General features: G+C 73.9%; 18 protein-coding genes and 2 pseudogenes. 12 read left to right on the top strand and 8 right to left on the bottom strand.

Features of this window, described 5'->3' with window-relative positions; all coding sequences use genetic code 11:
• Positions 1-295: 295 nt before the first annotated feature.
• Positions 296-1114 carry a hypothetical protein gene (locus ACI791_RS08160; RefSeq protein WP_456585594.1) on the top strand — a complete coding sequence of 273 codons (819 nt, stop codon included), beginning with the start codon at positions 296-298 and terminating at the stop codon, positions 1112-1114.
• Positions 1115-1120: 6 nt separating this feature from the next.
• Here ACI791_RS08160 and pdxY read toward each other — a convergent pair whose 3' ends face one another.
• The 4 genes and pseudogenes from pdxY to ACI791_RS08140 all read right to left on the bottom strand — a co-directional run.
• Complete coding sequence (gene pdxY, locus ACI791_RS08155) at positions 1121-1972, bottom strand: pyridoxal kinase PdxY (protein WP_456585593.1); 852 nt, start codon at positions 1970-1972, stop codon at positions 1121-1123.
• A gap of 67 nt (positions 1973-2039) precedes the next feature.
• Positions 2040-2876 (bottom strand): IclR family transcriptional regulator domain-containing protein, encoded by an 837-nt coding sequence (locus ACI791_RS08150; RefSeq protein ID WP_456585592.1) that lies wholly within the window; start codon positions 2874-2876, stop codon positions 2040-2042.
• A gap of 86 nt (positions 2877-2962) precedes the next feature.
• Positions 2963-3895, bottom strand: a pseudogene (locus tag ACI791_RS08145) (amidohydrolase family protein); the annotation flags it as partial.
• A 148-nt stretch (positions 3896-4043) separates the two neighbouring features.
• A pseudogene (locus ACI791_RS08140) lies at positions 4044-4241 on the bottom strand (amidohydrolase family protein); the annotation flags it as partial.
• Positions 4242-4710: 469 nt separating this feature from the next.
• Between ACI791_RS08140 and ACI791_RS08135 the strand changes: the two are divergent.
• From ACI791_RS08135 to ACI791_RS08085, 11 genes are all read left to right on the top strand, one after another.
• The gene (locus tag ACI791_RS08135) at positions 4711-5907 is read left to right on the top strand and encodes a CaiB/BaiF CoA transferase family protein (RefSeq protein ID WP_456585591.1); all 1197 of its coding nucleotides are present in this window, start codon (positions 4711-4713) and stop codon (positions 5905-5907) included.
• Positions 5904-6746 carry a citryl-CoA lyase gene (locus ACI791_RS08130; protein WP_456585590.1) on the top strand — a complete coding sequence of 281 codons (843 nt, stop codon included), beginning with the start codon at positions 5904-5906 and terminating at the stop codon, positions 6744-6746. Before ACI791_RS08135 ends, ACI791_RS08130 begins: the two co-directional genes overlap by 4 nt.
• Positions 6747-6756: 10 nt before the next feature.
• On the top strand, positions 6757-7728 hold the full coding sequence (locus ACI791_RS08125) for a quinone oxidoreductase family protein (RefSeq protein ID WP_456585589.1): 972 nt from the start codon (positions 6757-6759) through the stop codon (positions 7726-7728).
• Between the two features lie 83 nt (positions 7729-7811).
• The gene (locus tag ACI791_RS08120) at positions 7812-8675 is read left to right on the top strand and encodes a dioxygenase family protein (protein WP_456585588.1); all 864 of its coding nucleotides are present in this window, start codon (positions 7812-7814) and stop codon (positions 8673-8675) included.
• Positions 8676-8883: 208 nt separating this feature from the next.
• Positions 8884-9735, top strand: a complete 852-nt coding sequence (locus ACI791_RS08115) for a formate/nitrite transporter family protein (RefSeq protein ID WP_456585587.1) — start codon at positions 8884-8886, stop codon at positions 9733-9735.
• Between the two features lie 155 nt (positions 9736-9890).
• Complete coding sequence (locus ACI791_RS08110; RefSeq protein WP_456585586.1) at positions 9891-10298, top strand: four-helix bundle copper-binding protein; 408 nt, start codon at positions 9891-9893, stop codon at positions 10296-10298.
• 40 nt (positions 10299-10338) lie between these two features.
• The gene (locus ACI791_RS08105) at positions 10339-11619 is read left to right on the top strand and encodes a cation:proton antiporter (protein ID WP_456585585.1); all 1281 of its coding nucleotides are present in this window, start codon (positions 10339-10341) and stop codon (positions 11617-11619) included.
• A 9-nt stretch (positions 11620-11628) separates the two neighbouring features.
• Positions 11629-12165 carry a DUF421 domain-containing protein gene (locus tag ACI791_RS08100; RefSeq protein ID WP_456585584.1) on the top strand — a complete coding sequence of 179 codons (537 nt, stop codon included), beginning with the start codon at positions 11629-11631 and terminating at the stop codon, positions 12163-12165.
• Between the two features lie 159 nt (positions 12166-12324).
• Positions 12325-14790 carry a molybdopterin oxidoreductase family protein gene (locus tag ACI791_RS08095; protein ID WP_456585583.1) on the top strand — a complete coding sequence of 822 codons (2466 nt, stop codon included), beginning with the start codon at positions 12325-12327 and terminating at the stop codon, positions 14788-14790.
• Complete coding sequence (locus tag ACI791_RS08090; RefSeq protein ID WP_456585582.1) at positions 14787-15269, top strand: hypothetical protein; 483 nt, start codon at positions 14787-14789, stop codon at positions 15267-15269. Before ACI791_RS08095 ends, ACI791_RS08090 begins: the two co-directional genes overlap by 4 nt.
• Complete coding sequence (locus tag ACI791_RS08085; protein ID WP_456585581.1) at positions 15266-15946, top strand: GPR1/FUN34/YaaH family transporter; 681 nt, start codon at positions 15266-15268, stop codon at positions 15944-15946. Before ACI791_RS08090 ends, ACI791_RS08085 begins: the two co-directional genes overlap by 4 nt.
• A gap of 40 nt (positions 15947-15986) precedes the next feature.
• Here the strand turns inward: ACI791_RS08085 and ACI791_RS08080 are convergent, their stop codons facing one another.
• The 4 genes from ACI791_RS08080 to ACI791_RS08065 form a co-directional block, all read right to left on the bottom strand.
• Positions 15987-17363 (bottom strand): DUF2254 domain-containing protein, encoded by a 1377-nt coding sequence (locus tag ACI791_RS08080; protein WP_456585580.1) that lies wholly within the window; start codon positions 17361-17363, stop codon positions 15987-15989.
• A 140-nt stretch (positions 17364-17503) separates the two neighbouring features.
• Positions 17504-18100, bottom strand: a complete 597-nt coding sequence (locus ACI791_RS08075; protein ID WP_456585579.1) for a GerMN domain-containing protein — start codon at positions 18098-18100, stop codon at positions 17504-17506.
• A complete protein-coding gene (locus ACI791_RS08070; RefSeq protein WP_456585578.1) occupies positions 18097-19518 on the bottom strand; it encodes a sensor histidine kinase in 1422 nt (473 codons plus the stop codon). The genes ACI791_RS08075 and ACI791_RS08070 overlap by 4 nt, the downstream gene beginning before the upstream one ends.
• A complete protein-coding gene (locus ACI791_RS08065) occupies positions 19515-20192 on the bottom strand; it encodes a response regulator transcription factor (RefSeq protein ID WP_347057065.1) in 678 nt (225 codons plus the stop codon). The genes ACI791_RS08070 and ACI791_RS08065 overlap by 4 nt, the downstream gene beginning before the upstream one ends.
• Positions 20193-20310: the final 118 nt, after the last annotated feature.

Genomic DNA, 20310 nt, shown 5'->3' with positions numbered 1-20310 from the left:
GCGCAGGCGAAGGGTCCGGCCGGCGGGCACCCGACCGCGCGGTCGGGCGCCGGCTGGTCGAGGGGGCGGTGCTGCGGCGGGGACAGCGCCGGCACTCGACGAGCCCTTCCTCACGACCAGGCCCGTCGGTCAGGGCACGGGGCTGGGCCCGACGTGTTCGTGGCGGATCGTCGTCGAGCGCCACGGTCGGGACGTCCGGGTGGCGTCCGTGCGGGGGACGCGCGCTTCCGGGTCCTGCTGCCGGTGACCGAGCCGACAGGTGCCGCCGGCTGACCGGTCGGGGACAGTGGAGGGCGTGTTCGACGTCGACTGGATGGGCCTGCTGACCCGCGAGGTGCTGCGCGAGCGCGGCGTTGCGCTGATCGCCGAGAGCTGCGCGTGGGCCGTCGGGCTCTCCGACCGCCCGCACTACCGGCGCCGCTCCGGCCGGATCGTGCCCAGCGGGCTGACGGTGGGGGAGCGCGCGGCCAACGGGCAGCCGCTGGGCAGCGAGGAGGACGGCCGGGTCGACCTCGAGGACGCCCGCCCCGGCAGCTTCCAGGACGCGCTCACCATGATCGGCCCGGACGGCCGGCTCGAGGCCGAGCGGTTCGACGACGAGGTGCTCGTGCCCTTCGTCACCGAGACCTGCCGAGTGGCCGGTGAGCGGGCGCGCACCACCCGCCGGGCGGAGTGGGCCGAGCTCGCCGAGGACCTGGGCGAGGACCCGGCCGACGTCGGGGACGTCGTGCGCGCCGGGGGCTGGGAGGCGCCGCTGCGCATCGACGCCGAGCACCTCGTCCTCGCCGCGCTGCGCGACGTCCCGCTGATCGAGGTGGAGGCCGAGGGCCTGCCTCTCTCGCTCGTCCGCGCGGCCGAGGCGGCCACCCGGGCGGCTGCGCCGGCCCCCGCCCCGACTCCCGACGAGGGCCTGGCGGGGGCGCTGTTCCTGGCCCGAGCGGCCCTGGAGGACTCCGGCTGCGCGGTGCCGGTCCCGCCGGCCGAGGCGGACCTGCTCCTCGCCGCGCTGGGGGACGCCGGCCTGGAGCCCGACGAGGTGACGGGCGTACTGCCGCACCTGCCGGTCGAGGAGCCGACGATCACCCGGATCGCGGCGACCCTCGCCGGGCGCTGAGCCGGGTCAGACCTCCTCGACGGGGAAGGTGCGCGACGGGGCGACGAACTCCTCCTGCGCGGCCACCAGCAGGATCTCGCGGGAGCGGGCGTCCTCGGTGCGCTGGAGCAGCCCGAACACCGACGCCGCCGCCCGGCCCAGCGCCTCGGCCGCCGAGCGGGTGTCGAGCCAGTGCGCGAGGAACAGAGCGGCGATCGCGTCGCCGGCGCCGTTGACCGACACGCCCAGCCGGGGCGTGCGGACCCGGAAGTGCCGTCCGCCCTCCGACGCCAGCAGGTCCACCGCGTCGTCCGGGGTGTCCTCGGCGACCAGCGAGGTGGTGAGCACCGCTCGGGGGCCGAGCGCCTGCACCGCGGCGACGGCGTCCTTGACCGAGGCCAGCGAGCGGGTGGCCGTGCCGGAGAGCAGGTCGAGCTCGTAGTGGTTGGGCGTCACGACGTCCGCGGCGGGGACCGCGACCTCACGCATGAACTCCGCGATGCCCGGCCGCACGAAGACGCCGCGGCCGACGTCGCCGATGACCGGGTCGCAGCAGTAGACGGCCTGGGGATTGGCCCCCCGCACACGGGCCACCGCGCCGACGACGGCGTGCCCGATGTCGGCCGACCCGAGGTAGCCCGAGAGCACGGCGTCGCAGCTGCCCAGCACACCGCGCTCGGCCACGCCCTGCACCAGCTCGTCGATCGACTGGCCGTCGTAGACCCGGCCCCGCCACTCGCCGTAACCGGTGTGGTTGGAGAACTGCACGGTGTGCACCGGCCACACCTCGATGCCGAGGCGCTGCAGCGGGAACACGGCCGAGGAGTTGCCCACGTGCCCGTAGGTGACGTGCGACTGGATGCTGAGAACGGCGGTCACGGAGGGCACCCTGGCACACGGCCGTCACGGTTCGTCGACATCGGGGCGAGGAGGTAGCCGCGCGGCGTCAGGTCGAGGCCGTGTCGTCGCCGACGGTGCCGTGGGGCGAGACCTCGGTGTGCGGCCGGGCCTGCCACATCGCCCACTCGGCGCTGACGTCGCCCGCCGTCCGCAGCAGCAGCGGCAGGTGGTCGCGCAGGAGGCGGTCGGTGGACGTCTCCGCCGCGTGCACCGTCACGTTCATCGCCGCGCGCACCACGCCGGCGCCGTCCCGGACGGGGACCGCCACCGAGCGCACGCCCGGGGCCAGCTCCTCGTCGGCGAGCGCCCAGCCACGGGCGCGCACCTCGGTCAGCTCGGCGCGCAGCTGCTCGGGCGACCGGCCGATCATCGGTGGCAGGCCGGCCCGGCTGCGCTGGGCGAGGGTGTCGGCCAGCTCATCGGGCGACAGCGCCGCGAGCAGCACCTTTCCCTGGGAGGTCTGGGTGGCGGGGAAGCGGGTGCCGATGTCGACGCGGAGCGCGATCAGCTTGGGCACCGACACCCGGGCGACGTAGACGATGTCGGAGCCGTCGAGCTGCGCCATCGACGAGGACTCCCCGGTACGGGCGACCAGGTCCTCCAGGTGTGGTCGGGCGATGTCCCACAGCCCGAGCGCACCCACGTAGGCCATCCCGAGGGTCAACACCTTGGGGGTGAGGGAGAACGTCCCGTCGCGGGACCGGACGAAGCCGAGCTCCTCGAGGGTGAGCAGCAGCCGCCGTGCGGTGGGCCGGGCCAGCCCCGCCGCGGCGGCCACCTCGGTGAGCGACATGGTGGGGGAGTCCCGGTCGAAGCAGGCGAGGACGTCGAGCCCCCGCGCGAGCGCCTCGACGAAGTCGGGCCCGGTGCCGCGCCCTGCCATGTCCGTGGTCCTCTCCTCGGTGCCGGTGGAGGGCGGGCCCGCGCACCCCGCTGCCGGATGTGCGCGGGACCGCCGGCCCGGACCGCTCAGTGGTGGCTGATCGGCTGCTCGCCGGCCGGCCGCTCGGTGGCCAGGTGATCCTCGAACACCTGCTCACGGGCGGCGTGCGTGCCGTGTGACTTGTAGTCGGTGTACTGGTACGGATTGTCCAGCACCTCGGCGTCGGGCAGGTCCGGGTACATCCCGCCGGTCCACGCCTCCTCGCCCATGGCGCCGCGCAGGTGGTCCACCGTCGACTCGACCTCGCGCCGCACCGCCGCCAGGTCGACGTCGACCAGGCGGTGCGCGTGCTTCACCACCCGGCCGTCGACCAGGACGGTGTGCACGTCGCCGCGCTGGGCCTGGAAGGCGACGTGGCCGAACGGGTTGAGCATCGGGAAGGAGCCCGGGGAGGCGTCGTTCTTGATCAGCACGACGTCGGCCTTCATCCCCGGCTCCAGGCTGCCCAGGTCGTCGCGGCCCAGCGTCAGCGCCCCGCCGCGGGTGGCCCACTGGACGACGTCCTGAGCGCGCAGCTGCAGGTGGGTCACCGTGTCCCCGGTCAGGTGCGCCTCGAAGTGCTCCCGGGAGCGGTCGGCGCCCAGCGTGGTCCGCATGGCCGAGAAGAGGTCGCCGCTCCACCAGACGCTGGTGTCCATCGACAGCGAGACCGGGATGCCGTGCGAGCGGACCTGCCAGGTGGGCGGGTAGCCCTGGCCGGCGCTCTGCTCGGACTCGGTGGACACCGAGATCGATCCGCCGGTGGCGGCGATGCGGTGGTAGGAGTCCGGGGTCAGGGTCGCCGCGTGGACGTACACCGTCTCGGGGGTCATGAAGCCGTGCTCGTGCATGAGCCGGATGCCGTCGTCGTTGGTCGCGCCCCACACCCCGGCGTGCGTGGTGACCGGCAGGTCGAGCTCGCGGGCCACCTCGAACGCAGCCCTTCTCCGGGAAGGCCGGGTCACCGGTGACGTCGAAGGCGAGTTGCAGACCGAGGCGGTCGTCGGCCGCGTCGCGGTGGCGCTCCAGGAACGCGCGGACCGCCGGGTCGGCGGTCCACTCCCACGGTGCGGCCTGGATGTTGCCGTAGGCGAGCACGAAGCGGCCCGGTACCGAGCGCAGCGCCGCGACGGCGGCCTCGGCGTGGTCGACGGTCTGCAGGCCGTGCGACCAGTCGACGGTGGTGGTGACCCCCGACTCGAGGGCCTCCAGTGCCGAGAGCCGGTTGCCCGCGGCGACGTCCTCGGGCCGGAACTTCTTCCCGTGCTCGAGGTAGTACCAGACGAAGTACTGGGTCAGGGTCCAGTCGGCGCCGTAGCCGCGCATCGCCGTCTGCCACATGTGCCGGTGGGTGTCGATCATCCCCGGCATGACGATGCCGCCGCGGGCGTCGATCTCCTGGGTGCCCTCGGGCACCTCCAGGGCAGGCCCGACGCCGGCGATCCGGTCGTCGACGACCAGGACGTCGGCGCGGTCGAGCACCGTGCAACTGCTGTCCATGGTCAGCACGGTCCCGCCGCGCAGGACCACCGGCCGGCCGGCCACCGGAGTGGGCTCGGACTGGGTCATCGTCTCCTCCTGGTCGTCGTCTCATCGCCGGACGAGCGTCCGCAGAACGGACAGCCCGTGCGACCTGCGTCACCTTCGCCGTTCGGGCGCCGGGTGTCAACAGCGGGCCCAGGGGCCGCCTGAGCCGCTGCGCTGCGGTTGACAGGCGTCGCGAGCCCGGCAGAGACTGCGACGACGAGCGCGGACAGTGGTCCGTGTAGGGCTGGTGAGGAGTGGCGAACCGCAGATGAGCGCTGACGCGACGGATCGGGCGAGCACCGCATCGGCGGCCCCGGGGCCCCTCTCCGGGCTCCTGGTGGCCGACTTCTCCCGCATCCTGGCCGGTCCGTACGCCACCATGCTGCTCGCCGACCTCGGCGCCGAGGTGGTCAAGGTGGAGGGGCCCACGGGCGACGACACCCGCACCTGGCAGCCGCCCGTGCGCGAGGGCGTCTCGACCTACTACATGGGCATCAACCGGAACAAGCGCTCGGTGGCCCTGGACCTCAAGGACGACGCCGACGCCGATGCCGCCCGCGAGCTGGCCCGCCGCGCCGATGTGGTGGTCGAGAACTTCAAGCCGGGCGGCCTGGCGCGCTTCGGCCTGGACTACGACTCCGTCGCCGCGACGAACCCCGGCGTCGTCTACGCCTCGATCAGCGGTTTCGGCAGCGGGCCGAAGGGTGCGCCGCTGCCCGGCTACGACCTCATCGTGCAGGCCATCTCGGGGTTCATGAGCCTGACCGGCGACACCGACGGCTCGCCCTACCGCGCCGGGGTCGCCCTCTTCGACGTCATGGCCGGGCTGCACGCGACCATCGGCGTGCTGTCGGCTGTCAACCACCGCCACGCCACCGGGCAGGGGCAGCACATCGAGGTCAACCTGCTCTCCTCGGCGCTGTCCGGGCTGGTGAACCAGACCAGCGCCTACGTCGCCGGGGACGTGGTCCCGTTCCGGATGGGCAACAGCCATCCCAGCCTGTTCCCCTACGAGCCGCTGCCCTGCGCCGACGGCGACCTGATCATCACGGCGGGGAACAACGGCCAGTTCCGCCGGCTCGTCGAGGTCCTCGGCGTGCCGGAGCTCGCCGACGACCCGCGGTTCGGCCGCAACGAGGACCGCACCGCTAACCGGGACGAGCTCCGCCCGCTGCTCGTCGAGCGGCTGCGCACCCGCAGCAAGCAGGAGTGGTTCCGCGACATCATCGCCGCCGGCGTCCCGTGCGGGCCGATCAACACCATCGACCAGGGGGTGGCCTTCGCCGAGGAGGTCGGCCTGGACCCGGTGGTCCGCGTGGGGGAGGGTGCGGCGGCCGTGCCGTCGGTCCGCAACCCGATCACCTTCTCGCAGACGCCGCCGGCCTACCGGCTCCCGCCCCCCGGACTGGACGAGCACGGCGCAGAGATCCGCCGCTGGCTGGCCGCTGCCGAGGAGACCCGGTGAGCGACGAGCGACCCGGCTACCCGACCGCGCTGGGCGCCTCCAGCCTGGACAAGATCACGCTGCTCGGCAGCGACCTGGCCGGCGACGTCATGGGCCGGGTGGGCTTCGGCGAGCTGGCCTTCTGGCTGGCCACCCAGCGGCGCCCCAGCCAGGGGGAGACCCGCGTGTTCGAGGCGGTGCTCGCCGCGCTGGCCGACCACGGCTTCACCCCGACCGCGATCGTCACCCGGCTGACCTACCTGTCGGCCCCCGACTCGATCCAGGGCGCCCTGGCGGCCGGCCTCCTCGGCGGCGGCTCCCGGTTCCTCGGCGTGACGGAGGACTGCGGCCGGTTCCTGCACGACGTCCTCGCCTCCGTGGACGGCGACCTCCCCACCGACGACGCCGGCTGGGACGCCCTCGCCCTGGCGACGGTGACCGCGCAGCGCACGGCCAAGCGGTTCGTCCCGGGTCTGGGCCACCACGTGCACAAGCAGGGCGATCCACGCACGCCCCGGCTGTTCGAGATCGCGGCCGAGGAGGGGCTCTACGGCCCTCACCTGTCGCTGTTCGCCGCCATCGGACGGGTGCACCGGGAGGTGCTCGGCAAGCAGCTCCCGCTCAACGGCGCCGGTGTCTGCGGTGCGGCCCTGGCCGATCTCGGCCTGCCGCTGGAGCTGCTCCGCGGCTTCGCGCTGCTGGCGCGGACCGCCGGGCTGATCGGCCAGCTCGCCGAGGAGCTGCGGCACCCGGTCGCCAACGAGGTCTTCCTGTCCGTCGACCTCAACAACCGGCCGGTGGACCCCGATCCGTTCGTCCCGCCGCCGCTGCCGGTCACCGGCGACGGCACGCCGGGCTGAGGCGCCGGCCGTGCGCGCCGCCGTCCTGCACACGCCGGGGAAGGCCCCGGAGTTCCGCGAGCACCCCGATCCCCAGCCCGGACCGGCGTCGACCGTCGTCCGGGTGACCGCGGCCCCGCTGGTCCCGCTGGACCTGCTCTGCGCGTCGGGCACGTCCTACTTCGGGCGTCCCGCCGTGCCCTACGTCCCCGGGGTGCAGGGGACGGGGGTCGTGGAGAGCGGGCCCGGTGCCGCGCCCGGGACCCGCGTCTGGTTCAGCACCGCCGCCGGCATGGCGCCGGGGGACGGCAGTCTGGCGCAGCGGTGCGCGGTCGCAGCCGACGAGCTCGTGCCGGTGCATGCCGACGTCCCCGATGCGGCGATGGCCGCCCTCGGCCTGTCCGCGGTCGCCGCCTGGATGTCGCTCACCTGGCGCGGCGGGCTCCGCCCGGGCGAGCACGTGCTCGTCCTCGGCGCCGGCGGCGCGGTGGGCCAGGCCGCGGTGGCCGCGGCCCGGATCCTCGGTGCGGGCCGGGTGGTCGCGGGCGCCCGGTCGGCGACGGCGCGCGAGCGCGCCCTGGCCGCCGGCGCCGACGCGGTCGTCGCGCTGGACGGCGGGACCGGCACCCTCGCCACCCGGTTCGCCGACGCCGCCGGCGGGCGCCTGGACCTCGTCGTCGACCCGGTGTTCGGGCCGGCCGCCACGGCGGCCGCCCAGGCCCTCTCGCCCGGCGGGCGGCTGGTCAACCTCGGCGGCGCGGCCGGGGACTCCGCGGAGTTCTCCTCCGCGGGGCTGCGGTCGAGGTCGGCGTCGGTGCTCGGCTACACGAACAACGCGCTCACGCCGGCCCAGCGGGCCGACGCGGTCACGGCCATCGCCCGTGAGGCCGCTGCGGGCCGCCTGGCCGTGGCCCACGAGGAGCTTCCGCTCGCCGACGTCGCCGCCGCCTGGCGCCGACAGGCGACCGGCGACCCCGGCGTCCGGCTCGTGCTGACGCCCTGAACGAGCACGACCCCGCGGGAGCCGCGGGGGCGAGAGGTCGCGCGGCCGGGGCACCGGCCGCGCCGGACGGCAGGAGGATCGGCGTGCAACTGGTCACCGAGGACAACATCACCGAGCTGGCGGCGGAGCGGTGGGCGACCGCTCGCGATCCGCGGCTGGCCGAGGTCATGACGGCGCTCGTGCGGCACCTGCACGACTTCGCCCGCGAGGTTCGGCTCACCGAGGCCGAGTGGATGGCCGCGATGCAGTGGCTCACCACCACGGGGAAGATCAGCACCGAGAAGCGCGAGGAGTTCATCCTCGCCTCCGACGTGCTCGGCCTGTCGATGCTGGTCGTCCAGATGAACCACCGGCTGGACCCCCGGGCCACCCCGGCGACGGTGCTCGGCCCCTTCCACATCGAGGGCTCCCCCGAGCTGGGTTTCGCCGAGGACATGTCCGACGGGCTGCCCGGGGTGCCGCTGTTCCTGCACGGGCGGGTGACCGACCTCGACGGCGCCCCGGTCGCCGGTGCGGTCCTCGACGTCTGGCAGTCGGACTCGGAGGGGTTCTACGAGTCGCAGCTGGCCGAGGTGGACGAGGCCCGGCTGCGCGCCAAGTACACGACCGGGCCCGACGGCGAGTACTGCGTGCGCACGATCGCGCCCCTGGGCTACTCGATCCCGATGGACGGCCCGGTCGGCGACCTGGCCGCCCGTACCGGCATCAGCCACTTCCGGCCGGCGCACGTCCACTTCCTGATCAACGTGCCCGGGTTCGAGCCGCTCATCACCCACCTGTTCCAGGAGGGGGCGCAGTACCTGGACAGCGATGTCGTCTTCGGCACCAAGCAGGAGCTGGTCACCTCCTTCGACGCCCGGGAGCCGGGCCAGACGCGCGACGGCGGATCCCTCGACGTGCCGTGGCTGGAGTCCCGGTACGACTTCGTGCTCCAGCGCCAGGGCTGACCGGCGCGCCGGTTCGGTGCGGTCACTGCACCGATCCGGCGCCGGGCCGATCCGGCGTCGGAACGTAGGGCGCGGTCCGTTGCAGCCGCTGTAACAACCCGCGTCGCGGGGTGGTGACCACAGCGCCGGTTCCCGTCCTCGGTTTGCCGCTGGGCCGACCCGGCGGGAGGCTGCTGTGGCCGGCAGGCACCACCCCGAGGAGGCGACCATGGCGGCTCGTGAACCGCAGGAGATGGCCCAGGTAGCGGCCGCGACCGGTGCCAAGAAGGTGCACCGCACGTGGGACCGGGTGCTGGTCAGCGCCTTCCTCGCCGGCGCCTACATCGCCTTCGGCGGGCTGGTGGCGATCACCGTCTCCTCGGGCCTGGACCCGGCCACCTGGGGCACGCTGCCCACGCTCTTCACCGGTGCGGCCTTCACCCTCGGCCTCGTGCTCGTGCTGATCGCGGGCTCCGACCTCGCCACCGGGAACATGTTGCTGGTCCCCTTCGGCGCCATGAACGGCAAGCTCGGCCTCGGCGACGTCGCCCGCAACCTCACGCTGGTGCTCCTGGGCAACCTGGCCGGGGCGCTGCTCGTGGCCTACTTCCTCGCGGTGCAGACCGGGGTGATCGGCGACGCGGACGCGACCGGTGCCGCCGGGCTGACCCACGAACGGCTGGCCGGCATCGCCGAGGGCAAGGCGCTGGGGGAGACGCCGTGGCAGACCTTCCTGCGTGCGGTGGGGTGCAACTGGCTGGTCTGCCTCGCCGTGTGGATGTCGCTGGCGGCGACGACGGTGTCGGGCAAGATCCTGGCGATCTTCTTCCCGATCATGGCGTTCGTGGCGATGGGCTTCGACCACGTGGTCGCCAACATGTTCTTCCTCCCCGCGGCGATCTTCGCCGGCGTCGAGGACATCGGCTGGGGGGACGTGCTGCTGAACTGGCTGCTCGCCGGGGCCGGCAACCTGGTCGGCGCGGTGGTGTTCGTGGCGACGTCGTACTGGTACCTGTTCCTGCGCGAGACGCCGGACACCTCGGCGGAGGCCGACGCGGCCGAGCCCGCGGAGCGGGCCTGACCGGCGCCTCCCGCGCCGGCCCGGTCGGCCGGAGCGCCGTCACGCAATCGTCATGGTCGATGGTGTGCCCCGCCGCGGGCGCGGGGTAGGGCGTCCCGCGGCGAGAGCCCCCGGACGTGACCGCGCACCGGGCCGAGACCGTGAGGGAGTCCGACGTGACCGTCGCCGCGCAGATGCTCGAGACCTACCCGAAGGACCTGGGCGGGGTGGACAAGCAGAAGCTCCTCGAGTGCATCGAGGCCTGCTTCGAGTGCGCCCAGGCGTGCACCGCGTGCGCCGACGCCTGCCTCAGCGAGGACATGGTCGCCGAGCTGACCAAGTGCATCCGCACCAACACCGACTGCGCCGACATCTGCGACACCACCGGCCGGGTCCTCTCCCGGCACACCGGCTACGACGCCAACCTCACCCGGGCGGTCCTCGAGGCCTGCGCCGCCGCGTGCAAGGCCTGCGGCGACGAGTGCGCGCAGCACGCCGAGATGCACGAGCACTGCCGTGTCTGCGCCGAGGCCTGCCGCCGCTGCGAGACGGCCTGCCGGGAGCTCATCGCCAGCCTGGGCTGACCACCGTGCTGCACGTCTGGAACGAGTCCGGCGGGGCACGATGACCGTCGACGTGCTGCTCACGGCGGCGGGCGCCCTGGCGCTCGTCGCCGCGGCGTGGTCGGACTGGATCCGCCGGCTGCCGGTCAGCGAGCCGCTCCTGGCGCTCGGCATCGGCGTCGTCCTCGGCCCGGCGGTGTTCGGCGTGCTGCCGCTGCCCGACCTGCTCGAGGACCACGCGTGGTTGCACACCGCCGCCCGGCTGCTGCTGGCGATGTCGGTCATGTCGGTGGCGCTGCGCTACCCGTTCCGCCTCGCGCGCACCCGCTGGCGGCAGGTGCTCCTGCTGCTGGCCGTGGTGATGCCGGCGATGGCGTTCGTCACCGCCGGGCTGGCCGCGCTGACCCTCGGGGTCGGGCTCGGGGTGGCGGCGCTGATCGGGGCTGCGCTGACGCCGACCGACCCGGTCCTGGCCTCCACCGTCGCCACCGGCAAGCCGGCCGAGGAGGATCTGCCCGGGCGCGACCGCCAGCTGCTCTCCCTGGAGTCCGGGGCCAACGACGGCCTGGCCCTGCCGTTGGTCCTCGTCGCCATCGCCCTGGCCGGTCCGCTGTCCACGGGTGAGGCGCTGGTGGAGTCGCTGTGGGACGTCGCCGGCGCCGTTCTGCTCGGCGTGCTGCTCGGCTGGCTGGGTGGCCGCGCGCTGCGCGCCGGCGCCGAGCACGGGGCGACCGATCCAGGGCCCGAGCTGGTCTTCACGGTGGTCCTGGCCTTCGCCGTGCTCGGCGTCGGTGGGCTGATCCGGGTCGACGGGATCCTGGCGGTGTTCGTCTGCGGCCTGGCCTTCAACGCGGTCAGCACCGGCCGGGAGCGCACCGCGGACGTACGCATCGACGAGGCGGTGAACCGGTTCGTCGTCCTCCCGCTGTTCCTGGCCTTCGGTGCGATCCTGCCGTGGTCGGAGTGGCGCACCCTCGGCTGGGGCGGCCTGCTCTTCGCCGTGCTGGTACTGGTGCTTCGCCGGCCCCCCGTCGTCTACCTGCTCCGCCGTCCCCTGCACCTGGCCCGACCGGACGCCGCTTACCTGGGCTGGTTCGGCCCGATCGGTGTCTCGGCGCTGTTCTACCTGACGCTGGAGTCCGAACGGTTGTCGATGGACCCGGTCGTCCTGGTCGCCGGCACACTCGTGGTGGCGGCCAGCACCGCGGTGCACGGCCTGACGGCGACGCCGGGGCGCGTTCTCTACCGCAAGGTCGCCGGCCCGAAGGGCCGCGGCGAGCAGGACGACACCGGAGATCACGATCGGGACCGATTTGCGTCGACTCCGGGGCCGGACGGGTAGGGGCACCCCATGTGGTTCGACGAATGGTCCGGTGTGGTCCGGGTGCTGCTGGTGGGATCGGCGGCGTACGTGACCGTCGTGGCGGTCCTGCGGCTCTCCGGCAAGCGGACGCTCACCAAGCTCAACGCCTTCGACCTGGTGGTCACCGTGGCGCTGGGCTCCACCCTGGCCACCATCCTGCTCAGCAGCGACGTCGCCTGGACCGAGGGCGCCGTCGCCCTGGGGCTGCTGGCGCTGCTGCAGGCGGTGGTCGCATGGCTCACGGTCCGGTGGCCGGGGTTGCGGGCCGTCGTCACGTCCCGGCCCACGCTGGTGCTGCGGAACGGCGAGCCGGTGCGCGACCGGATGCGGGAGGTGCGGGTGGGCATCTCCGAGATCCGCCAGGCGGTCCGCGCCTCCGGGGCCGGCGACCTGGCCGACGTGGCCGCAGTCGTGCTCGAGAGCGACGGCTCGCTGAGCGTCATCCCGGCTGAGAAGTACGGCGCCGGTTCCGCGCTCGAGGGGATCGTGGGTGCCGAGGACGTCGCCCGCGGCGCGAAAGCCTGACCGACCCCCGCGGCGGCAGGTGCACGTGTCGCCGTGGGGACCGGGCCGATGTGACGGAACCGTGTCAGCTGCTCCCGACAGCCCAGGTGGGTGTTGCAACCGGCGGCCGGCCGGGCACGGGGCGGGCCTGGAACACCATCGACCTCCCGGAGGACGACCGTGCGACGCACCGACCGCATCGCGGACCCGTGGGGTACACGCACCCCGTACGGACCGGGCGAGGACTGGCCCACACGGGTGGACAGCCACCTCGCCGACGGACTGACCGAAGGCGACGTCGACCGCTGGGTGCAGTCGGCGACGATCCTGCACTCCAACGGGGACGGCCTGGACATCGCCGTCAAGGACGACCGCATCGCCGGCGTCCGCGGGCGCGCCGTCGACCGCGTCAACCACGGTCGGCTGGGGCCGAAGGACCTCTACGGCTGGCAGGCCAACAACTCGCCCGACCGGCTCACGAAACCGCTGATCCGCCGCGACGGCGAACTCGTGGAGACCGACTGGGACACCGCGATGGAGGCGGTCGTCGGCCGGGCGAAGCAGCTGCTCGACGAGCAGGGCCCCAGCGCGATCAGCTTCTACACGACCGGGCAGCTGTTCCTGGAGGAGTACTACACCCTGGGACTCATCGCCCACGGCGGCATCGGCACCAACCACGTCGACGGGAACACCCGGCTGTGCACCGCCACCGCCGCGGCCGCGCTGAAGGAGTCCTTCGCCAGCGACGGCCAGCCGGGCTCGTACACCGACATCGACCACGCCGACGTCATCGCGCTGTACGGCCACAACATGGCCGAGACCCAGACGGTGCTCTGGTCCCGGGTCCTCGACCGGCTGGCCGGGCCCACCCCACCGGCGGTCGTCTGCATCGACCCCCGGGAGACGCCGGTGGCCCGCGCGGCGACCGTCCACCTGGCCCCGCGGCCGGGCACCAACCTCATGCTCATGAACGCCCTGCTGCACGAGATCGTCGCCAACGACTGGGTCGACGCCGGGTACGTGGAGGCGCACGCGGTCGGCTACGAGGAGCTGGTGAACCGGGTGCAGAACTACCCGCCCGAGGTGGCTGCCGAGGTCTGCGACGTGCCGGCGGAGCGCATCCGGGAGGCCGCCCGCGTCATCGGCACCGCCGAGCGGCTGCTGTCGTCGGTGCTGCAGGGCTTCTACCAGTCCCACCAGTCGACGGCCGCGGCCGTCCAGGTGAACAACATCCACATCGTGCGCGGCATGCTCGGCAAGCCCGGGTGCGGAATCCTGCAGATGAACGGCCAGCCGACCGCGCAGAACACCCGGGAGGCGGGGGCCGACGGCGACCTGCCGGCCTTCCGCAACTGGTCGAACGACGAGCACGTCAAGGACCTCGCGCGGGTCTGGAACGTCGACCCGATGGACATCCCGCACTACTCGCCGCCGACGCACGCCATGCAGATGTTCCGGTACGCCGAGGAGGGCTCCATCCGGTTCATGTGGGTGCAGGCCACCAACCCGGCGGTCTCGCTGCCCGAGCTGGGCCGGATCCGCGACGTGCTCGCCCAGGACCGCCTGTTCCTGGTGGTGCAGGACATCTTCCTCTCCGAGACCGCGCAGCTGGCCGATGTCGTGCTGCCCGCGGCGACCTGGGGGGAGAAGACCGGCACCTTCACCAACGTCGACCGCACCGTGCACCTGTCGGAGAAGGCGGTCGAGCCGCCGGGTGAGGCCAGGCCCGACCTCGAGATCTTCATCGACTTCGCGCACCGGCTGGGGCTGAAGGACAAGGACGGGCAGCCGCTGGTCAAGTGGTCGACGCCGGAGGAGGCGTTCGAGGGCTGGAAGGACTGCACCCGCGGGCGGCCGTGCGACTACACCGGCCTGAGCTACGACAAGCTGCGCGGCGGCAGCGGCATCCAGTGGCCGTGCAACGAGGAGCACCCCGACGGCACCGAGCGCATCTACGTGGACGGGCAGTTCTGGGCAGATCCCGGCTACTGCGAGAGCTACGGCCGGGACCTGGTCACCGGTGCGCCGTTGTCGCCCACCGAGTACAAGGCCATGAACCCCGGCGGCAAGGCCGTCCTGAAGGCGGCGGAGTACGTGCCGCCCCACGAACTGCCCAGCCAGGACTTCCCGTTCCAGCTGATCACCGGCCGGACGCTGTACCACTTCCACACCCGGACCAAGACCGCCCGCGCCCCCCAGCTGCAGAAGGCGGCACCGGAGGTGTGGGTGGAGATGTCGGCGGGCGACGCGGCCGACCGGGGGTTCACCGAGGGGGACCTGCTGGAGATCAGCACGCCGCGCGGCCGGGTGGAGGCCAAGCTGCGGATCAGCGGCATCCGGCCCGGGGTGGTCTTCCTGCCGTTCCACTACGGCTACTGGGACGCACCCGAGGGGCACGAGCCGGCCGGGAAGCGGGGCCGGGCGGCCAACGAGCTGACGCTCACCGACTGGGACGCGGCCTCGAAGCAGCCGATCTTCAAGACCGCAGCCGCTGCCGTGAAGCGCCTGGAGAAGGCCGTCGGGCCGTCGCCGGCCCCCACCACGACCGGCTCGCGACCGGTCACCGAGGGAGTTCCGCCCACGACCGGTGGCGAGGCCGCCGTGGCCACCGAGGAGCTGGTGAGCGTGTCCGGAGGTGCCCGATGAAGCTGAGGCTGGCGATCGAGGAGCTGCACAGGTCGGAGAACCACCTCGCCGGCGCCCTGCTGGCGATGTCGGACCGGCACAAGGCCGACCACGAGGTCTTCCACGTGGCGCGTGACATCGCCCGGTGGTCGCAGGACCACGTGCGCGCCCTGGCGGAGATCGGCCAGGAGTTCGGGCTGGCCCTGGACCCCGAGCCCGAGGGTGATCCGACGATCCTCGAGAAGACCCGGCAGAAGGCCTCGGACCTGATGGGTCGCAGCAGCGCGCCAGGGCTCCTGCTGCTGGCCGACCTGCGGCACATCTACCGGGAGGCGTCGGGCACGTCGCTGGACTGGGAGCTGCTGGCCCAGGGGGCGCAGGGCGCGCGGAAGAAGGAGCTGCTCGAGCTCGCCCAGCGGTGCCACCCGCAGACGCTCCGCCAGGTCCGGTGGGCCAACGGCAAGCTCAAGGAGTCGGCGACCCAGGTGCTGGTCAGTTGAGCACCGGCGCGGGTGCCACGCCGACGGGGACGCAGGTCGTGCTCCGCCCGCTGGCCACGCCGCTGCCGCTCGGCTTCCTGGCGCTGGCGCTGGCCACCACGGTGTTCAGCGCGGTGCAGCTCGGCTGGGTGCCGCCCGAGGAAGGGCGGGTCGCCGGCTACACCGCGCTGTTCGCCACCGTGCCGCTCCAGCTGTTGGCGTCGGTGTTCGGATTCCTGAGCCGCGATCCCGTGGCCGCGACCGGCATGGGCGTCCTCAGCGGGACCTGGGCGGTCGCGGGTCTCACCACCCTCGGCACCCGGCCGGGCCAGGTCAGCCCCGGGCTGGGCACGCTGCTGCTCGTGGGCGCCGCCGCCATGCTCGTGCCGGCGGCCGCGGCGGTCAGCAGCAAGGTCGTTCCCGCGGCCGTGATGGCCCTGGCCGCCACCCGGTTCGCCGTCACCGGGATCTACGAGCTCACCGGCTCCGCCGCCTGGAAGACGACGGCCGGCTGGGTCGGGGTGGGGCTCGCCGTGCTGGCGATCTACGCGGCCCTCGCCCTGGAGCTGGAGGGGGCCCGGGAGCGGACCGTCATCCCCGTCGGCCGGCGCGGCGCCGGCCGCTCGGCGATGGCGGGCGAGGGCCCGCTGGACCCCGGCGACCTCATCCGGGAGGCGGGGGTCCGCCCCCAGCTGTGACCCGCCGGCCCTCGGCGCGTCGGCCCGGCGGCGGCGGTGCTCAGCCGGCCGGTGCGTCCTGGTCCGACGGCCGGCGATGGGGCTCGGGCGCGACCGACCACCGGCCCGCGAGCGCGTCCTCGACGCCGGAGCGCCACAGGGCGGCCTCCCGGTCGTCGATCGCGGTGGTCTCCACGGCCAGGGTCGTGGTGCGCTCGACGAGGACGGCGAGGTCGCGGTCCAGCCCGTGCCCGCGCACGCGCCAGGCCAGCTCGCGCAACAGCCCCGCGATCCGCCGCAGCACCGCCGGCTGCCCGGAGGCGTACTCGAGCGTCTCCTCGAGCCCCAGCCGCAGCAGCTCCCCGGACGTCCAGCGGTGGACCACCAGGCGCACGACGCCGTCGGCGTCCCGGCGGACCAGCGTCGGCGAGTGGCGGGGCAGCATGTCGCCCAGCAGCGCGGAGAGGTGCGACAGCGCGTGCACGGCCGTCGTCGGGTCGTTGATGCCGGGGGAGAGGGCTCGCCCGGCGATGTCGACGATCTTGCGCACGCTGTAGGCGGCGTCCTCCTCCGGGGTCCGCTCGTAGGACAGCGCGACCGCGCCGGTGACGACCTCCGCCAGCTCGTCCGCGTCCCGCACCGGGCCCCCGGCGCGCACCCAGGCGTGGGCCAGCGGTGTGCCCGCCACCACCGAGTCGCCCATCCGAGGCCGCAGGACCACGACGAGGTCCCGGTCACGCGCCTCGGCGACCAGCCGCTCCTCGTCGACCGCCACGACGAAGCCGCTGGCGCGCGCCTCGACGGGCGTGCCCGGGCCGGCGGGCAGCTCCGGCGGGGCGTCGTCCGGGTCCTCCGCCGTGCGCTCGATCGTGGCCACGGCCTCGTCGTGGACGTTGCGCAGCATCGTCTCCACCCGCAGCATCCGGGCGAGGTGGCCGAGGAACACCACCAGGGCCGCCACGCTGCCCAGGGAGAACAGGAAGGCCAGGGTGATCGACAGGCGGGGCACGAACGCCGAGCCGTCCACCGTCGCCTCCGACGTCCGGACGGTCCGGAGCACGGTGAGCGCGTAGACGAACGTCCCGGTCAGCTGGGCGAGGGTCGCCTGCACCACCGGATCGGTGACGAACGTCTGCAGCAAGCGGGGGGAGTACTGGCTGCTGCCCAGCTGCAGGGCGACCACGGTCAGCGAGAAGGTGACGCCGGTGACCGAGATCAGCGAGCCGGCGATCGCGGCCAGCAGGTCACGCGCGGCGGCCGGTCCGCCGCCGAAGACGAATGCGAGCGGCGAGCCCTCGTCGGCGGTGCCCAGGCGTTCGTCGAGCAGCGGCAGCATCACCCCGACGGCCACGGCGAGGGTCACGGCGAAGAGGGGCAGCGGCCAGAGGGCACCGCGGGCCAGCCGCCAGAGCCGGCCGACCGGGTTGATCCGCGTCACCCCGTCACCGCCGCATCTCGAGGACCATGCCGACGATCATGACCGCCGCCTCCGCTCCGTCGGTGACCAGGGTGACCAGCACCGAGCGGGTGCTGCTGCGGACGGGGACCCGACCGCCTGACGACGGCGGGACCGGCCGGTCACTCGGTCTCCGTGGCGGGCGGCCCGGACGGCGGCCGGTCGTCGTCGGGACCGCTCACCGGCGCCACGGACCGGAAGTGGGTGCGGCTCACCGGCTGCTCGGTGAGCCCGCCGTCGGTGGGCACCTCCACGGGCACCCCGTCGACCAGGAACCGCACCTGCGTGGTGCCCGGCAGGTCGGTGAGCGTCCACACGACCTGGGCCACCGCGAGCAGCTGGTTGCCCCCGGTGATTCCGGTGAACTCCCGGGTCACCGACACCGACGTGATGCCACCGGGCACGCCCTCGTCGACCCGCAGGGTCTGCGGCGCGAGCGCGGTGCGCAGCCCACCGATGACCTCGGCACGGGTGGGCCCCAGGTTCAGCTGGCTGAGCGCGGACGGGGCGTCGACGACGTCCGTCGCGCGCTCGACCGGCGCCAGGACGGTGCCCCGGACGAAGTAGACGGTGAGGGTCGGGCCGTTCGCCGGGGGCTGCCCCCCGGTCTCGCTGACCTCGGGCACCGGGATGGTGAGCACCTGCGGGCGGTCCTGGGGGTCCACCCCGCAGCCGGTGAGGACCACGAGCGCGCACAGCAGCACGGCGAGGGCCCTCACGACTGCGTCTCCACGGGCAGCTCGACGACGAAGCGGGCGCCGCCGGACGGGCTGTTCCTGACCCGGATCCGCCCGTCCATGGCGGTGATGTGCCGGGTGACCAGCGCGAGCCCGAGGCCGGAGCCGTCGGTCCGCGTGCGGATGCTGCCCGACCCGCGGGCGAACCGCTCGAAGATCCGTTCCCGCTCGTCCTCCGGGACGCCGGGGCCGGCGTCGTCCACGCACACCATGGCGGTGTCGCCGTGCCGGTCCACGATCACGGCGGTGACGCCGCCGCCGTGCTTGTCGGCGTTGTCCAGCAGGTTGGTCAGCGCCCGTTCGAGCCGTCGCTTGTCGACGCAGACGAGGACGTCGCGGGCGGCGTCCTCGACGGTGAGCAGCTCCGCGGCGCTGCCGTCGAGGCGGTGCCGGGCGACCACGGCCTCGGTCAGCGACGCCAGGCGGACCGGCTCGGCGACCAGGTCGGCGCTGCCGGCGTCGGCCCGCGAGATCTCCAGCAGGTCGGCGACCAGGCGCTCGAAGCGGACCACCTCCGAGCGGAGCAGGGCGAGGGCCTCGGCCTGGTGCGGGTCGTCAGGGTCGGCGGTGGCGTCCACCAGGTCCAGCGCGCCCAGCATGGTGGTGAGCGGGCTGCGCAGCTCGTGGCTGACGTCGGCGGCGAAGCGGGCGTCGCTGCGCACCCGCGCTTCCAGCGCGTCGGCGGTCTGGTTGAACGAGGTGGCGATCGGGACGAGGGAGGGGTCGCCCCGGGGGTCGATGCGCGTGTCGAGGGCACCGCCGGCGACGGCGGCGGCCGCGCTGGAGATGCGGTCCAGCGGGCGCAGGGTCGGGCGGGTCACGTACCAGCCGACCAGCAGGGAGAGGGGCACCGTGCCCAGGACCGCGACGGCGAGCACGGTCGCCAGCACGCGGTAGGTCTTGTCCAGCTCGTCGAGCGGGAAGACCTCGACGTAGGCCTGCCGGAGCTCCGCGAGCGGGATGCCCACGGCCATCATCGTCTCGCCCTGGACCTCGATCCGCTGCCGCGCGGGCGTGCCGGCGACCACCGTCTCGCGCAGCTGCTCGGGGAGGGCGTCCCGGCCGACCAGCAGCGAGGTGGTCGTCCAGGCGCCGTCGTCGACGAGCAGCGACGTCGACCCGGTCTCCCGCGGTAGCTGGGCGAGCACCTGCGGGACGCCGAGCCCTTCGGTGGACAGGGCGCGCTGGACCTGCGCCGCGTTGTCGGTGGCCTGGATCAGGGTGACGCGTTCCCGCTGGACGAGCAGGTACTGCGACACACCGACCCACACGGCGATGGCCAGCACGCCGGAGAGCACGAAGGTGACCGCGGCGAACGCCACGGCGGCCCGCCCCCGCAGCGTCCGCGGCCGGAGGGACCGGGCCGGCCGACCGTCCTGGTGGTCGTGCCGGGCGATCACTCCGGTACTCGGTAGCCCATGCCGCGCACGGTGGTGACCAGCGTGGGGTTGCCCGGCTCCGGTTCGATCTTCTTCCGCAACCGGCGCACGTGGACGTCGACCAGGCGGGAGTCGCCGAAGTAGTCGTAGCCCCACACCCGCTCGAGGAGTTCCTCGCGGCTGAGCACCCGTCCGGGCTCGGCGGCCAGCTCGCACAGCAGCCGGAACTCGGTACGCGTGAGGTTGAGCAGTTCCCCGCCCCGCGTCACCGTGCCGTCCGCCGGTGCGATCTCCAGGTCGCCCACCTGGAGCCGGGTGCGCGGCTCCGGGGCCCGGGTACGCCGCGCCAGGGCCCGGATCCGCGCGGACAGCTCCTTGACCACGAAGGGCTTGGAGACGTAGTCGTCGGCGCCGGCCTCCAGGCCCGCGACGACGTCATGGCTGTCCGAGCGCGCGGTCACCATGATCACCGGTGTGTTGGAGGTGCGGCGGATCTCCCGGCAGACCTCGAAACCGTCCTTCCCGGGCAGCATGAGGTCCAGCAGGATGACGTCGAACGTGTTCTCCGCCAGCCGCGCCAGCCCGTCCTCGCCGCTGCCGGCCTCGGTGACCTCGAGCCCCTCCCGCTGCAGCGTCATCTGGAGCATCCGGCGGATCCGCGGATCGTCCTCGATGATCAGCACGGACCGCGACATGCCCCCAGTCTGACGACCGCACCGGCGGCCTGCAGCGCGGAGCGCCCGGGCGGGTGCCGGTCCGGGCGGGACCATGTGACGACTGCATGATGACTGGGTCCCGAGCGCCGGGGTGGGC

The sequence above is a fragment of the Blastococcus sp. SYSU DS0973 genome (assembly GCF_054051055.1).
This window is presented reverse-complemented; position numbering and strand designations above follow the sequence as displayed.

Coding starts and splice junctions, on each gene's coding strand:
- ACI791_RS08105 (WP_456585585.1), top strand. CDS start 10,339: ATGACCGTCGACGTGCTGCTCACGGCGGCGGGCGCCCTGGCGCTCGTC.
- ACI791_RS08150 (WP_456585592.1), bottom strand. CDS start 2,876: ATGGCAGGGCGCGGCACCGGGCCCGACTTCGTCGAGGCGCTCGCGCGG.
- ACI791_RS08100 (WP_456585584.1), top strand. CDS start 11,629: ATGTGGTTCGACGAATGGTCCGGTGTGGTCCGGGTGCTGCTGGTGGGA.
- ACI791_RS08135 (WP_456585591.1), top strand. CDS start 4,711: ATGAGCGCTGACGCGACGGATCGGGCGAGCACCGCATCGGCGGCCCCG.
- ACI791_RS08115 (WP_456585587.1), top strand. CDS start 8,884: ATGGCGGCTCGTGAACCGCAGGAGATGGCCCAGGTAGCGGCCGCGACC.
- ACI791_RS08090 (WP_456585582.1), top strand. CDS start 14,787: ATGAAGCTGAGGCTGGCGATCGAGGAGCTGCACAGGTCGGAGAACCAC.
- ACI791_RS08065 (WP_347057065.1), bottom strand. CDS start 20,192: ATGTCGCGGTCCGTGCTGATCATCGAGGACGATCCGCGGATCCGCCGG.